The sequence below is a fragment of the Bradyrhizobium valentinum genome, from assembly GCF_001440405.1.
GTDB classification, from domain to species: Bacteria; Pseudomonadota; Alphaproteobacteria; order Rhizobiales; family Xanthobacteraceae; genus Bradyrhizobium; species Bradyrhizobium valentinum.
The window spans coordinates 40,316-54,125 of sequence record NZ_LLXX01000161.1; the positions used below are offsets into that span (position 1 = coordinate 40,316).

Annotated in this window: 13 protein-coding genes; 4 read left to right on the top strand and 9 right to left on the bottom strand. The window is 63.7% G+C overall.

All coding sequences use genetic code 11. The features are described 5' to 3' along the window. Positions 1-132 precede the first annotated feature (132 nt). Positions 133-1,326 carry an ABC transporter substrate-binding protein gene (locus CP49_RS28420; protein WP_057853448.1) on the top strand — a complete coding sequence of 398 codons (1,194 nt, stop codon included), beginning with the start codon at positions 133-135 and terminating at the stop codon, positions 1,324-1,326. 350 nt (positions 1,327-1,676) lie between these two features. On the opposite strand, the gene CP49_RS28425 is transcribed toward CP49_RS28420, so the two are convergent. Genes CP49_RS28425 through CP49_RS28440 form a run of 4 tightly spaced genes read right to left on the bottom strand, consistent with a single transcriptional unit; the run spans position 1,677 to position 6,317 of the window. After that, positions 1,677-2,069 (bottom strand): MAPEG family protein, encoded by a 393-nt coding sequence (locus CP49_RS28425; protein ID WP_057853449.1) that lies wholly within the window; start codon positions 2,067-2,069, stop codon positions 1,677-1,679. 30 nt (positions 2,070-2,099) lie between these two features. After that, positions 2,100-3,185, bottom strand: a complete 1,086-nt coding sequence (locus CP49_RS28430) for a lipocalin-like domain-containing protein (protein ID WP_057853450.1) — start codon at positions 3,183-3,185, stop codon at positions 2,100-2,102. Next, positions 3,175-5,634, bottom strand: coding sequence for an ABC transporter permease (locus tag CP49_RS28435; protein ID WP_057853451.1), 2,460 nt, complete (start codon positions 5,632-5,634; stop codon positions 3,175-3,177). Before CP49_RS28435 ends, CP49_RS28430 begins: the two co-directional genes overlap by 11 nt. Beyond that, positions 5,631-6,317 carry an ABC transporter ATP-binding protein gene (locus tag CP49_RS28440; protein WP_197423265.1) on the bottom strand — a complete coding sequence of 229 codons (687 nt, stop codon included), beginning with the start codon at positions 6,315-6,317 and terminating at the stop codon, positions 5,631-5,633. Before CP49_RS28440 ends, CP49_RS28435 begins: the two co-directional genes overlap by 4 nt. 262 nt (positions 6,318-6,579) lie before the next feature. Here CP49_RS28440 and CP49_RS28445 point away from each other — a divergent pair, with 262 nt between their 5' ends. After that, positions 6,580-7,866, top strand: coding sequence for an MFS transporter (locus CP49_RS28445; protein ID WP_057853452.1), 1,287 nt, complete (start codon positions 6,580-6,582; stop codon positions 7,864-7,866). 160 nt (positions 7,867-8,026) lie between these two features. On the opposite strand, the gene CP49_RS28450 is transcribed toward CP49_RS28445, so the two are convergent. Both CP49_RS28450 and CP49_RS28455 read right to left on the bottom strand, forming a co-directional pair. Then, entirely contained in the window at positions 8,027-9,769 is a 1,743-nt protein-coding gene (locus CP49_RS28450; protein WP_057853541.1) for an N-acyl-D-amino-acid deacylase family protein, read from the bottom strand. Between the two features lie 98 nt (positions 9,770-9,867). Continuing rightward, a complete protein-coding gene (locus CP49_RS28455) occupies positions 9,868-11,082 on the bottom strand; it encodes an MFS transporter (RefSeq protein WP_057853453.1) in 1,215 nt (404 codons plus the stop codon). A gap of 299 nt (positions 11,083-11,381) precedes the next feature. Here CP49_RS28455 and CP49_RS28460 point away from each other — a divergent pair, with 299 nt between their 5' ends. Continuing rightward, entirely contained in the window at positions 11,382-12,635 is a 1,254-nt protein-coding gene (locus CP49_RS28460) for an ATP-grasp domain-containing protein (protein ID WP_057853454.1), read from the top strand. A 120-nt stretch (positions 12,636-12,755) separates the two neighbouring features. Here CP49_RS28460 and CP49_RS46380 read toward each other — a convergent pair whose 3' ends face one another. After that, positions 12,756-12,911 (bottom strand): hypothetical protein, encoded by a 156-nt coding sequence (locus tag CP49_RS46380; protein ID WP_197423266.1) that lies wholly within the window; start codon positions 12,909-12,911, stop codon positions 12,756-12,758. A gap of 20 nt (positions 12,912-12,931) precedes the next feature. Then, positions 12,932-13,081 (bottom strand): hypothetical protein, encoded by a 150-nt coding sequence (locus CP49_RS45305; protein ID WP_156438709.1) that lies wholly within the window; start codon positions 13,079-13,081, stop codon positions 12,932-12,934. Here CP49_RS45305 and CP49_RS28465 point away from each other — a divergent pair. Beyond that, positions 13,080-13,322, top strand: coding sequence for a hypothetical protein (locus tag CP49_RS28465; protein WP_057853455.1), 243 nt, complete (start codon positions 13,080-13,082; stop codon positions 13,320-13,322). The genes CP49_RS45305 and CP49_RS28465 overlap by 2 nt on opposite strands. Positions 13,323-13,514: 192 nt before the next feature. Here CP49_RS28465 and CP49_RS28470 read toward each other — a convergent pair whose 3' ends face one another. Then, on the bottom strand, positions 13,515-13,808 hold the full coding sequence (locus CP49_RS28470) for a hypothetical protein (RefSeq protein ID WP_063791792.1): 294 nt from the start codon (positions 13,806-13,808) through the stop codon (positions 13,515-13,517). Positions 13,809-13,810: the final 2 nt, after the last annotated feature.

The window sequence follows — 13,810 nt, forward strand, 5'->3', positions numbered from 1 at the left end:
GATGAGGCGTTGGCGCGCCTCGCCTTCAAGAGTTCCCCAATACTTTTGGCTGATCCGAAATGGATGGGCAGGTGCGGGGTTATTGAATAGTGTTGCCAGGTTCCACTGACAAAAAAATTCCAGGAGAAAAGAATGAAGTTGGGATTGTTAGCCGCCGTTGCAGTGGGTGGCCTTTTGCTCGCAGGGCCGGCGACGGCGCAGGGCGTCAAGATCGGCATTTTGAACGATCAATCCGGGGTCTATGCCGATTACGGCGGCAAGTGGTCATTCGAGGCGGCCAAGATGGCGGTCGAGGATTTCGGCGGCGAAGTGCTGGGCCACAAGATCGACGTCGTTTCCGCCGATCACCAGAACAAGCCGGATCTCGGCACCGCCATTGCGCGGCGTTGGTATGAGGTCGAAGGCGTCGACATGATCACGGAGCTGACGACGTCTTCCGTCGCGCTCGCGATCCACGACCTCTCCAGGCAGATGAAGAAGATCGATATCGTCGTGGGCGCCGCAACCTCGCGCCTCACCGGCGACGCCTGTCAGCCCTACGGATTTCACTGGGCCTACGATACCCATGCGCTCGCCTACGGGACCGGCGGCGCACTGGTGGAATCCGGCGGCGATAGCTGGTTTTTCATGACCGCCGACTACGCCTTCGGCCATGCGCTGGAAAAGGACACCGGCGATTTCGTCAAGGCCAAGGGCGGCAAGGTGCTGGGTGCGGTCCGCATTCCCCTGAACTCGTCGGACTTTTCGTCCTTCCTGCTGCAGGCGCAAAGTTCGAAAGCCAAGATCATCGGTCTCGCCAATGCCGGTCTCGACACCACCAACTCGATCAAGCAGGCGGCTGAATTCGGCATCGTCAAGAGCGGCCAGAAGCTCGCCGGCCTGCTGCTGACACTGGCCGAAGTGCATGGCCTCGGCCTGGATGCTGCCCAGGGCCTGGTGCTGACGGAAGGCTATTACTGGGACCGCGACGCCAAGAGCCGCAACCTAGCCGAACGCTTCTTCAAGCGTACCGGCCGCATGCCCAACATGATTCAGGCCGGCACCTATTCGGCGACGCTGCAATATCTGAAAGCGGTCAAGGCGGCCGGCACCAAGGATACTGAGGCGGTGGCGAAGAAGCTGAAGGAGCTTCCGGTCGACGACGACTTCGCGCAAGGCGGCAAGGTGCTGGAGAACGGCCGCATGGTGCACGACCTCTATCTGTTCGAGGTCAAGAAGCCCGCGGAATCGAAGAAGCCGTGGGATTACTACAAGCAGCTCGCCGTCGTGCCCGGCGACAAGGCGTTCCCGGCGGCGAAGGATTCGGGCTGTCCGTTGGTGAAGTAGGTCTCCGTCGTCCCTGCGAACGCAGGGACCCATACCGCGTGATCTATCGATGACGCGCGGTGACTGAGGTCCTGCGTTAGCCAATGACCGCTGTAGATTGCTGAGGCAAAGCCGTCTTCCCTTCTGCCCATTCCGCCGGCCGCGGCGTATGGGCCCCTGCGTTCGCAGGGGCGACAAGCTGATGGGCTCTCCCCTCCCTCACACGGTCGTCCCTGCGAACGCAGGGACCCATAACCACAGGCGCTCGTTGTTAGAACGAGCGTCTGATATTCTGCTTCATCGATCAGCCGCGGCGTATGGGTCCCTGCGTTCGCAGGGACGACGTGGGGATAGAGTTCGCGTCGTTCCGGTTACGCCTGCACCAGCCGCCACACGATCGCGCCGAACGCCCCCACCCACAACGCAATCGTCGCCAGCGCCTGGATGGCAAAACCCAGGCTGCGCTTTGCGACCGCCTTGGCATAGCCGAGGATATAGAGAATGCGGCCGATCACCCAGACCAGCCCGATCGCGGCCGCGATGCCGTCGCTGACATAGATCGCGAACAGCCACAGCGACGGCAGGAAGATCGGCAGCCATTCCAGCGTGTTCATCTGCGCGCGAAACACGCGCTCGAAATCCGGATTGCCCGAAATCGCCGGCAGCTTGACGCCGAACTTGCCGCGTGCCCGCGACACCAGAATGGACGAGTAGAAATAGACCAGGATCGCCAGCAAGGTGACGAGTGCGGTGAAGTGATACATCGCAAGAATTTTCCTCTTTGGTGCGGCGGCTTAATAGCCCGTCATTTCCAGATAGCCCACCCCTGTATGGCTGCCTGCAAAGCGGATCGGGCCTTCCCAATAGGGGAAGATCGTGCCCATCCAGCTTCGGGCGTTCAGCGGCGTGCATTCGATCGACAGCGCCATCCTCGGAATGGCGATACGCCATGTCGTCGGTATCTTTCGCTTCTCGATTTCGGTGAAGTTCAGTGGCGTCATTATGATGTCTGCTGAGACGAGCAGTTCGGTCTTGCCATCGGGCGCGATCCACTTGCCCGAGCCGTAATGCTGGCCGTCAGCCTGGCGCATCCGGTACAGCATCAATTTGTCGCCGGCGCTGAAATGCAGCGAGAGCCAGTCCCATCCGCTTTGATCCGAGGCCAGCGGCTGGCTGCTCCACTCGCGATCGAGCCAGGCCATCCCGGTGACGTCGACGGGCCTGTCGTCAATGGTGAGGATGCCCTTCGCCGTATAATGCGGCTGGCTGTAGTAGTAGGAGGCCTGCTCGCGCAACGATTTTCGGCTGTAGCCGCCGTCGCCCTGCAGCACCAGCGGGCGATCCGCATCAAGGCGCAGCGCGTAGCTGAAATCGGCGCCAGCAGCTTTCAGCTCCAGTGGTGCGATATTCTCACCATTCACTGGTACGAGCCGGCGCATCTCCCAGGCATCGATCCAGGCGTGAAACGGCTCAGCCTCCACGCCGGCCTGGCCGACACCGCCGCGCGCGAACGTCTGGCTGAAGCGATGGGTATCGGCGCGGGTGACGGCGGCGTGGCCCATCCAGATTTGCTGGTTGGCCCAGCCTTCCTGCGGCCCGCCCGCCGCGATCGCCTGGCGAAACAGCGTCCATTGGGCGCCGTAGGCAACACCGTTGGCATCGGCGAGATTGGCCGTCACATACCACCACTCGATGCGGAATTCCGGGTGTGGCCCATGGTCGGCGGGAAATGCGAACGTTCTGCCCGGCACGACGGACGCGAATCCATCCGCGCTTTCGCCGAGCCCGGCGAAGCCTTGCGCGAACGCCTTGCCGCCGAATCCGGCGAGCAGCGCGCCGCCGACGAAGCCGCGCCGGGTGATCGGGCCGCTACCGTTCATTGGCAAAGATCCTGATCAGGCTGGCGGGCTGCATGCGCGCCAGCCTGATGACGGGGAGCGCGGCTGCCGCAAGTGCGGCCGCCATCGCGACGCCTGCGAGCCACAGCAATTGCGTCGGGAAGACGTGAAACGGCAGCCGCCAGCCGAACGCCTTGACGTTGACGACCGCGAGCAGACACCACGCGACAAGCAGACCGAGCGGAAGCGCGAAAATGGTGGTGATCAGCGCCACCGACATCGTCTTGAGAAGTTCGATGACCGCCAGCCGCCGCCGCGTGATGCCGAGCGCCCATAGCGGCGCCAGTTGCGGCAGGCGGGAATTGGCAAGCGTCAGCAGGCTGGTCAACAGCGCGACGCCGGCAACGCCAAGCGTGAAGGCGTTCAGCGCGGCGGTCACCGCAAAGGTGCGGTTGAAGATCCGCGTCGATTCCGCCTTCATCGTCGCCTGATCGGCGACATTGCGATTATCGAGAGCGAACTTTTCCTGCAGCGCCGAGATCAGCGTCGGGATCTTTTCTGAAGCGACCCGCAATCCCATGCGCGTCAGCGGGATTTCCGGATAGCGCCGGGTCAGCGCGGCGAAGTTCACCGCGATCTGGCCCTTGGGGTTGCCGTAATCGGCATAGATGCCGACCACGTTGAGCGTCCAGTTTCCGCCCGACGCCGGCACCTCGATGCGGTCGCCGACCGCGAGGTGCAGGCGCCGCGCCAGTTGTTCGCTGACGAGCGCCGCGTCGCCCGGACGAAGCTTGTTCCAGGCATCCTCAGTCGATTGCAGCAGCGGCCAGTTGTCGCGATAGGTGGCATGATCAGGTAGGCCCAGTACCTCGATCGGCGCGCCCGCCAATTGCGTATCGGCACGGCCGCCGGGCAGGATCGCCTTGACCTCGGGGCGCTCGCGCAGCCATGCCTTGATCTCGGTCGCCTGTGCGTCGTTGGCGGCGTTGACATAGACGTCCGCCGCCAGCCGACCGTCGAGCCAGACCAGGAAGGTGCGGCTGAAACTCTCGACCATGGTGGAGACGCCGACATTCACGGCAAGCGCAAGCAACAGCGCCATCAGCGCGAGCGACAATCCCGATAATTGCTGGCGGCTGTCGGCCCAGAACCAGATGCCGACCGGCTGTCTTGCATAGTGCTGACCAAGCGAAAGCATGAGCTCCAGAAACGTCGGCAGGATCAGCGCCGCGCCGAGCATCAGCGCCGCGAGCACGGCAAAACCCGAAAGCAGGGAATCGCCAAACAACAGAAAGGCGCCAGCTGCGGCGAATGCCGCGAACGCCAGCGCGCTCTGATAGGTCAGCCAGCGCCTCTGCGCCTGTTGCCAGGCGAAAGGCTGGGCGGTGGCGAGCAGCGGCAGCCGCAGCGCCTTGGTCAGGCTGGCGGCCGCCGCGGCGAGCGCGCCGAGAATACTGATGGCGATGCCCGCGAACCACCATTGCGGCTTCAGCGTCAGGTGTCCCGGAATCTGCGCGCCGTAGAGCCCGCGCAGGGAGGCTGCGACATCCGGCAACAATGCCGCGGCGATGAAATAGCCGCACGCCAGTCCAAGCAACCCGGCGACCAGCGCCAGCGACACCAGTTCGGCCACCAGCACGACGTTGAGCATCCGCGCCGAGACGCCGCAGGCGCGGAGCGTGCGCAATACCGGCAGGCGTTGCTCGAATGCAAGCCCGATCGCCGAATTGACGATGAACAGGCCGACAACGAATGACAACAGCCCGAAGGCGGTCAGGTTCAGGTGAAAACTGTCGGTCAGGCGTTCGAGGTCGGTCTCCGCATCGGGTTCGATCAAGCGAAGCTTGTCGCCGGTAATGCTTTCGAGCGATGCGCGCTTGCCCGCCGTCTTGCCGATCAGGAGGCGCGAGAGCTGATCCGGCATTTTCAGGAGATTTTGCGCGATGCCGATGTCGACGACCAGCACGCCGGGCACCAGGTTCGGCTGCACGCGAAGCGGCGGCAGCAATGCGTCATTGGCCTGCGGGCGCGCGCCCTCCGCTAGCTTGAGATCGGAAAGCGTTTCCGGCGCCACCAGCATTTCGCCCGGCGGCGTCATGAAGGATTGCAGATTGGCCTTGCCGATCGTGGGCGCGTTGCCGACTTCCGCGGGCAGCGTCACTGGCTCGATCCCCAATAGGCGGAACGATCGCCCTTCGATCTGGATGCGGCCCTCAATCACCGGCGAAACAGGCCAGCCGGCACGGCGCAAGTCGACAAAGAGTTGTTGTGGAAAGCTTACGCCGCTATTGGCGACCAGCATGGCGGTGCGCGTGCCGCCAAAGGTGGCGGCGGCGCGATCGTAGGAGTTGCGCGCCTGCTGATTGAGCGCCTGCACGCCGCTCCACAGCGCGGTCGCCGAGATCAATCCGATAAGCAAAGTCGCAAGCTGCATCGGATGCCGCCGCCAATGGCTCAGCAGCACGGCCAGCGTCCACAGCGCGCGTTTCACGCGATCACCCCGGCATGGAGGTTAACCTGCCGGTCGAGGGTTACGGCCAGCCTTACGCTGTGGGTCACCATCAGAAACCCGCAGCCGCTGCGCGTCACCAGATCGCGCGCCAGCGCCAGCACCTCGTCGGCGGTGTCCTCGTCGAGATTGCCGGTCGGCTCGTCTGCGAGCAGCAGCAGCGGCTTCACTGCCAATGCCCGGCCGATCGCAACGCGCTGCTGCTGGCCGCCGGACAGTTGTTCGGGATAGCGTTTCAGGAAGTTGCCGAGCCCGAGCCGCTCCACCAGCTCGTGGTGCCAGGCCGGATCGTGACGGCCGGCGATGCGCGACTGGAAGACGAGGTTGTCCTCCACCGTGAGGCTCGGGATCAGGTTGAATTGCTGAAACACCAGGCCGAGCCGGTCGCGGCGCAATTCCGCCCGGGCAGCATCGTTAAGTTCGCAGACCTGTGCGTCGGCCAGCCTGATCTCGCCGTCATCGGCTGCGTCGAGGCCCGCGATCAGGTGCAAAAGCGTGCTTTTGCCACTGCCGGATTCACCTGTCAGCGCGACGCTCTCGCCCGCGGCGACCGTCAGGTTCACCCCGCGCAGCACCGCGACCTTTTCACCGGCTGTGCGGTAGCTCTTGGTCAGGCCAGTCACGTGAAGCACCTGTCCGGTCACACTGGGACTGCCGTTGGTCATGCGCGACGATGGACCGATCTGACCATGAAAATCCCCTGACGTGATGGCATGCAACATATCAGGGCGGACGCCCCGGATCACGACCTCAATTCGCGCCGCGACGTGATCGTGATCCGGTTATGGCGTGCGTCTGTCGTAGCAGCCGGCAGTTGCGGAGCGGAGGCCTTGCGGAAAAATCCCGGTTGCCTTGCCTGTAAGCCCCCTTGTACCATTGGAACCGGCCGATCCTACAGAGCCAGCAAAGACAAACGGGGAAGCAGCCATGACCGCGCAACCGACGCCCAAGGGGACGCCCAAGGGCGCTTGGAAAATCACCTTCCTGCTGTTTCTGTTCATGCTGGTGAACTTTGCCGACAAGATCGTGGTCGGTCTCGCCGGCGCTCCGATCATGGACGAGTTGAAACTTTCGCCGGAGCAGTTCGGCTTCCTCGGCTCCTCGTTCTTCTTCCTGTTTTCGATCTCGGCCATCGTCGTCGGCTTCATCGTCAATCGCATCGACACCCGCTGGGTGCTGCTGGCGATGGCGGTGATCTGGTCGGTGGCGCAGTTTCCGATGGTCGGCACCGTTGGTTTCACGACGCTCGTGATCTGCCGCATCATTCTCGGCGCCGGCGAGGGGCCGGCGTTCGCCGTGGCGGCGCATGCCGTCTACAAATGGTTTCCCGACGAGAAGCGAACGCTGCCGACTGCCATTCTCTCGCAAGGCTCGGCTTTCGGCGTTATCCTCGCCGTGCCGGCGCTGAACTGGATCATCGTCAATCATAGCTGGCACTACGCCTTTGGCGCGCTCGGCGTGGTCGGCCTGATGTGGGTGGCGGCGTGGCTGGTGATGGGCAAGGAAGGACCGTTGGTACAGACGGTCGCGATGGCCGCAGCCGATCCGCACGTTCCCTATTTCCAGCTTCTGACTTCGCGGACGTTCATCGGCTGCTGCGCGGCGACCTTCGGCGCCTATTGGGCGCTGTCGCTCGGGTTGACCTGGTTCACGCCCTTCATCGTCAAGGGGCTCGGCTTCTCGCAAAAGGATGCAGGCTGGGTTTCGGTGCTGCCTTGGGTGTTCGGCGCCACGATCGTGCTGCTGACGGGTTGGATTTCGCAGGTGATGCTGACGCGTGGATACACCACGCGCGGCGCTCGCGGCGTGCTCGGGTCGGTGCCCTTGATCGTCGGCGGGCTGATCCTCGCGGTACTGCCGTACGTCAACGGCGCGGGATGGCAGATCGCATTCCTCGTGGTCGGCTCCGGGCTCTGCGGCTCGATCTATGTCGTCTGTCCGCCGATGCTCGGCGAATTCACGCCGGTGCAGCAGCGAGGCGCCGTGCTCGCGATCTATGGCGCGATCTATACGCTGGCGGGAATGATCGCGCCGTTCGTGATGGGCGCCGTGATCCAGAATGCGGCGGTGCCGCTCGACGGCTACATGACCGGGTTCACCATCAACGCCGTGATCATGGCGGCGTCGGGCCTGCTCGGGCTGTTGCTGCTCTGGCCGAATTCCGAGCGCAAAAGGTTGATCGCCCAGGTGGCCGCGCAGCCGAAATTTGCGTGAGGGTTGGAGCAACAACCCTCTCGTCGTCCCTGCGCACGCAGGGACCCATAACCACTGGTGTTGATTGTCTTGTGCAAGGCGTCTGCCACATCGTCTAATTCGATGGGCCGCGGCGTATGGGTCCCTGCGTTCGCAGGGACGACAGCGGTGTTTGTGTTCGCTAACTCGCCGCCGCGTCCATCTGCGGCTTACCGCCCTGCGCGCCGCGCACCAGTTTACCTGGGCGCGCGCCGGTGGCCTTGCCGCCGCGCTGCGTCACCACGCCGGAGACGATGGTGGCGTCGTAACCGTCGACCTGCTGCATCAGACGGCGGCCGCCGACCGGCAGGTCGTAATGCACTTCTGGTGGATGCAGGTGCAGGCGATCGTAGTCGATCACGTTGACGTCGGCCTTGAAGCCAGGGGCGATCACGCCGCGATCGTAGAGGCCGACCGAGAGCGCGGTCTTGCGCGACTGCGCCGCCACCACGAACGGGATCGACAGTTTCTCGCCGCGGGTGCGGTCGCGGGTCCAGTGTGTCAGGAGATAGGTCGGGAAGCTGGCGTCGCAGATGATGCCACAATGCGCGCCGCCATCGGAGAGCCCGGGCACGGCATTAGGATCGCGCAGCATCTCACGCGTCGCATCGAGATTGCCGTCGGCATAGTTGAGGAATGGCACATAGAGCATGCCGCGGCCTTCGTCCGTCAGCATTGCGTCATAGGCGAGCTCTTCCGGCTGTTTACCCCGGCGGCGCGCCTGCGCGCCCAGGGCGTTCTCCGGCGGCTGCTCGTAATCCGGCGGGTTTCCGAGCAGATACATCTTGTCGTAGTCCGGCCGGAAGAACAGCGGATCGTCAGTTGCGGTGGCGTGCTCGCTCAGGATCGCCTTGCGTACATCGGGCTGGCGCAGCCGCGCGAGCCGCTCGGTGAGCGGCAGATGCGCAATCGCTTGGTAGCTCGGATGGGTCTGGAACGGGTTGCGCGACAATTCCAGCCCGAGCATCAGCCCAACCGGGCGGGCGGCGATCTGCGCGGTGATCGAAAGCCCGCGTGCGGAAGCCTCTCTGATGGTGTCGAGCGTCTGCCGCCAACGCTGCGGCGCTCTGTCGTTCTGCGTGATCGAGAACGATACCGGGATCTTCGTGTTCGCCGCCACTCGCAGCATCATCGGCAGATCTTCGTCCATTCCGGAAAGATCGAGCACGAACTGAAAGACGCTACGGCCTTGCGCGTGCATGGCAGCAGCGATCGCGGTCAGCTCGTCCTCGCCGGCTTTCAGTGTCGGTGTGAAATCGCCGGTCGATGTGCGATGATTCAATGTGCGCGACGTCGAGAAGCCGAGCGCGCCTGATCGCACCGCATCAGCAGCCAGTGCTGCCATCGCCTTGTTGTCTTCTGGTGTCGACGGATCGCGCCGCGCGCCGCGTTCGCCCATCACGTAAACGCGCAAGGCGGCGTGCGGCAGTTGCGCGCCGATATCCATGTCAAAGCTCCGCTTCGACAGCCACTCCATGTAATCGGGAAAACTTTCCCAGGCCCAGGGAATGCCGGCGCTCAACACCGGCTCGGGGATGTCCTCGACGCCTTCCATCAACTGGATCAGCCTGATGTGGTCGGCCGGACGGCACGGTGCGAAACCAACGCCGCAATTGCCCATGATCGCCGTCGTGACGCCGTTCTGGGACGAGGGCGTGATGTCCTGGCTCCAGGTGACCTGGCCGTCATAATGGGTGTGGACGTCGACAAAGCCGGGCGCGACCAGCTTGCCCTTGGCGTCGATCTCTTCCTTGCCCTTCGCGGCGACCTTGCCGACTTCGGTGATGCGGTCGCCGGTGATAGCCACATCAGCTTCGAACAATTCGCCGCCCTTTCCATCGGCAACGGTGCCGCCGCGGATCACGAGGTCGGGGGTCGAGGTCATGGCTTCCATCCCGGTTCTGGTTTTTGTTGGCGCATCATCCGACGTCCCCCCGCGCAGTCAACCGCTGGGGATGAGGCTCAGGAATGCGTCACTAGCGTTTACGCCTTGCCGGGTTCCGCCGGCTTGCGGTCGGTCACCAGCGCCAGCAGGACCGTCAGCACCATGAAGGCGACGGACGCACCGAACACCCAATGCGGCAGGCTCTGGTCCATGATCCAGCCGAACAATAGCGGGCTGAGGATGCCGCTGAAGTTGAAGCCGGTCGAGACGATGCCGAACGCGCGGCCTGCCGCGCCCGCCGGTGCGGCGTTGCGGACCAGCATGTCGCGCGAGGGCGCGATGACCCCGCCGAGGAATCCGGCCAGCCCCATGGCGAAAGTCAGAACGACCGACGGCAGGTTGATCGTCGCAATGATTGATATGATGACGGCGTTGATGGCAAAGCACGCGGCGGCGACATTGCCGTGGCGCTTGGTGCGGTCGGCGAGATAACCGCCGGCCAGCACGCCGGCCGCGCTGGCGCCGAGAAAGGCGGTCAGCGCGATATTGGCAGTCGAGAAAGTCACGCCATAGCCGCTCATCAGCGCGACGACGCCGAAATTGCTGATGCCGGCATTGGACAGGCCGAGCAGCATGAAGAAGAGCGTCAGCACGATGATGGCCGGCGTCACGATGCTCTGCTGCGGCGCCGGCGCGCCATCGGTCTTGCGATCGGCCGAACTCGCATCGGGAATGCGGACGGCGATCAATAGCAGCGCCACAACAGGGCCGACAGCGCCGGCCACGATCAGCGCGCCGAGCCCGCCGACAACAGCCACCAGCGCGGCCATGATCGCAGGCGCCACCGCGCCGCCTAGGAAGCCTGCAAACGTGTGGACCGAAAACGCACGGCCCATCCGCGCTTCATCCATATGCGTCGACAGGATCGCATAGTCGCACGGGTGATAGACGCTGTTGGCGAGGCCGAGCAGGGCGGCGCAGACGATCAGCGAAACGTAGCTCAGATGCAGGCCCAGCATGATCAGCGCCAGGCCGCCGACGGTAAGGCCGATCAGCAGCACTTTTCGCGCGCCGATATGGTCGGCAAGATAGCCGATCGGAGCCTGCGTCAGGCCGGAGACGACGCCGAACACAGTCAGCGCAAAACCGAGTTCGATATAGCCGACGCCAAGCTGCACCTTCAGGAACGGAAACAGCATCGGCAGCACGAAGAGATGGAAATGGCTGACCCAATGCGAGACCGAAATCGCCGCCAGCGTACGCAGCGAAGTGTCCGACTTGGCTTGTTGCGGTGCGGCCAGAATGTCGACCATGTCAGCTCAAATTCCCGTGTCACTTCCGGCCCGACTGGAGCGTTTTCCAGCGAAGCATGCCCCCGGACTTGATCCGGGTCGGGACCGGTTCGCGTCAAGAAAACGCGTCAAATCAAAAATCTAGAGCCCCTTTCCGATTCCATCGGAACGGAAAGGGCTCCAGGCAGCGGCGAAAATATAGTCCGGCCGTCATTTGTCCATGAATACCGCTGCATGGCTGCCCCGGCGGAGGGCAGGGACACGCCAATTGCATCATTAAATCGGGAGACAAAGGCGGCCCGGCGCGGCAATGATCCGGCATGCCTGATGCCGCCAGATCGCTCCGGGTGCTCGTCTCCGAAGGTTCCTCTACCTCGGGGCGGGAGGCGATTACGATTCTGGGTCTCGCCGGCCATCACATCGAGGTCTGCGATCCCTCGCCGTGGTGCCTTTCGCGGTTCTCGGGCTTCGTCCGGAAGTTTCATCGTTGCCCCGGATTGCGGGGTGACCCCGCCGCTTATCTGGCGTTCATCGAGCAGCGACTGGCCGACGGGAAATTCGATGTTCTGCTGCCGACGCATGAGCAGGGATTTTTATTTGCCCGGGCGAAGCAGCGTATCGAAGGCCGTGCCGGTCTGGCGCTGCCGGGCTTCGAGAGCTACCGCACGGCGCACAGCAAGGCCGGCTTCAGCCGGCTGCTCGATCGGTTGGGACTGCCGCAGCCGCCGACGCAAATCGTGACGTCGGCGCAGCAATTGCGTGAAGTGGTCCGACTTCCTGCCGTCATCAAAACTTCGGTCGGCACCGCGAGCCGCGGCATCTGGTTCATGCGCAATGCCGACGATCTCGAAAGCGCGGTGCACGATCTCGGCACCCGCGATGCATTTGCTGACGAGATTTTGGTGCAAGACCTTGTCGCGGGCACGACCGAGAAGGCGCAGTCGGTATTTTGCCGCGGGCAAATGATCGGCTTTCACGCCTATCGGCAGGTGATGGTCGGCGTGGGCGGCGGCGAGGCGATCAAGCAAAGCGTGAAGCGGCCTGCCGTTCGCGCTCATCTCGAAAAGGTCGGACAGGCGCTCGATTGGCACGGTGCGTTGTCGATCGACTACATCATGCCCTATGATGGTGGCGCGCCGTTGCTGATCGATTGTAATCCGCGTTTGGTCGAGCCGATGAACGCGTATCGCGCCGGTGTCGATCTGGTCGGGCTCTTGCTTTTGCTCTCGCTGGGCGAGACGCCGGCGGCGCTGCCCGAGGGACGCGAGGGCGTGCTCACGCATCTGGCGATGCAGGCGCTGCTCGGGTGCGCGGCGCGTGGCGGTACGCGGTCCGACATTCTCAGGGAATGCCGATGCCTCGCAGCAGTCAGCGGGCCTTATGCCGGCAGCACGGAAGAACTCACGCCGGTGAAAGCGGACTGGATCAGCGTCGTGCCGCTTGCGGTAACGGCCGCAGTACTGCTGGCCTCGCCGGAGTCAGCACTCAAACTCGCGCGCGGCGGCTTTGGCGCGCATCTGCTCGATCTCCGGAGTATCCGGATGATTGAGGGTGAAGATTTTGGTCAAACATAGGTGTCATCGCCCTGCTTGACAGGGCGATCCAGTATTGCGCGGCGCTGATGTTCTACGCAAAGGCCTCGGCGTACTGGATCGCCTGCTTTCGCGGACGATGACACCTTTGTGTGCCGCGACTCACAACGGCTCATTCTCATTGTCCGTGCGATCACGCTTCGGCGTGGCGATGTCGCCGTCCTCGTAGTCATCGTCCTCGACTGGAACGTGCTCCGGCTTCTTAGGTTTGTCGTCGCCCTTTTTCGGAGGCTCGCTCTTCCTGCCAGTTCCGCCCATGTGATTCCTTTTTCGCCGGATCAATCGGCGTTGCTCTGCATGCCGATTCGGAGTATCGGCATGACCTCGATCTGATCGCGTTCGACCGGCATTTTAACGCCGGCCACGCAAGTTTTCCTGCCCTTTTTGCGGCGTTCAGTCGAAAGGGCGCTCACATACGGAGCCAGCATGAAGAAGCCCCGCCCTGCGGCGGACGAACCGCAGCCGCGCAAGACCATTCGCGCCGACAAGGCGCCGACCACCGGATACTCGCTGGTGGTGGACGGTCATTTCAAATCACATCACGACACGGTGGAGGCTGCCGAAGAGGCGGGCATGGCCTTGAAGAACCGGTTTCAGATGCTTCAGGTGCAGGTCTACGACGCCGAGAACAAGACGCGGTCGATGATCGACTGGCCGGGGCCGGCGTAACGCGGCAGACATCCGACTTTACTTGTCGTCATGGCCGGGCTTCGTCCCGGCCATCCACGTCTTTCCCAGACGTTGCAGCCAAGGACGTGGATGCCCCGGGGGACATCCAGCGATGCCCCGGGGACGTCCAGCGCGAAGACACGCTTCGCGCTTTTGCCCCGGGCATGACGAGACGCCCGCAAGCGTCCGACCTCAGGTTCGCCGTCCGCCGTTTTGCTGGCTCGCCAGCCACTCGGACAGGGCCACCGGCTTCTCGCCTTGCCGCTTGGTGCCGGCGCGAGGCTTCTTTGCGGCCGCCCGGGCGGCGGGAGCGCGTTGCGGCTCGGCTGCTTCGCGCGCAAGCCGCAACGCCTTTAACTTCGCCATATTGTCGAGCACCGCCTTGGCGGAGGCGTCGCGTTCGGCCTTGCCGGATCTTGCGTCCTCGGCGGCCTTTGCCATCTTGTCGGCGCGTGCCTGGGCGCGATCACGATCCTCTTTCGTCATTT

Excerpts from the sequence above, each read along its gene's own strand:
- CP49_RS28420 (WP_057853448.1), top strand. The coding sequence starts at position 133 with ATGAAGTTGGGATTGTTAGCCGCCGTTGCAGTGGGTGGCCTTTTGCTC.
- CP49_RS28425 (WP_057853449.1), bottom strand. The coding sequence starts at position 2,069 with ATGTATCACTTCACCGCACTCGTCACCTTGCTGGCGATCCTGGTCTAT.
- CP49_RS28430 (WP_057853450.1), bottom strand. The coding sequence starts at position 3,185 with ATGAACGGTAGCGGCCCGATCACCCGGCGCGGCTTCGTCGGCGGCGCG.
- CP49_RS28440 (WP_197423265.1), bottom strand. The coding sequence starts at position 6,317 with ATGACCAACGGCAGTCCCAGTGTGACCGGACAGGTGCTTCACGTGACT.
- CP49_RS28445 (WP_057853452.1), top strand. The coding sequence starts at position 6,580 with ATGACCGCGCAACCGACGCCCAAGGGGACGCCCAAGGGCGCTTGGAAA.
- CP49_RS28450 (WP_057853541.1), bottom strand. The coding sequence starts at position 9,769 with ATGACCTCGACCCCCGACCTCGTGATCCGCGGCGGCACCGTTGCCGAT.
- CP49_RS28455 (WP_057853453.1), bottom strand. The coding sequence starts at position 11,082 with ATGGTCGACATTCTGGCCGCACCGCAACAAGCCAAGTCGGACACTTCG.
- CP49_RS28460 (WP_057853454.1), top strand. The coding sequence starts at position 11,382 with ATGCCTGATGCCGCCAGATCGCTCCGGGTGCTCGTCTCCGAAGGTTCC.
- CP49_RS46380 (WP_197423266.1), bottom strand. The coding sequence starts at position 12,911 with ATGGGCGGAACTGGCAGGAAGAGCGAGCCTCCGAAAAAGGGCGACGAC.
- CP49_RS28465 (WP_057853455.1), top strand. The coding sequence starts at position 13,080 with ATGAAGAAGCCCCGCCCTGCGGCGGACGAACCGCAGCCGCGCAAGACC.
- CP49_RS45305 (WP_156438709.1), bottom strand. The coding sequence starts at position 13,081 with ATGCTGGCTCCGTATGTGAGCGCCCTTTCGACTGAACGCCGCAAAAAG.
- CP49_RS28470 (WP_063791792.1), bottom strand. The coding sequence starts at position 13,808 with ATGACGAAAGAGGATCGTGATCGCGCCCAGGCACGCGCCGACAAGATG.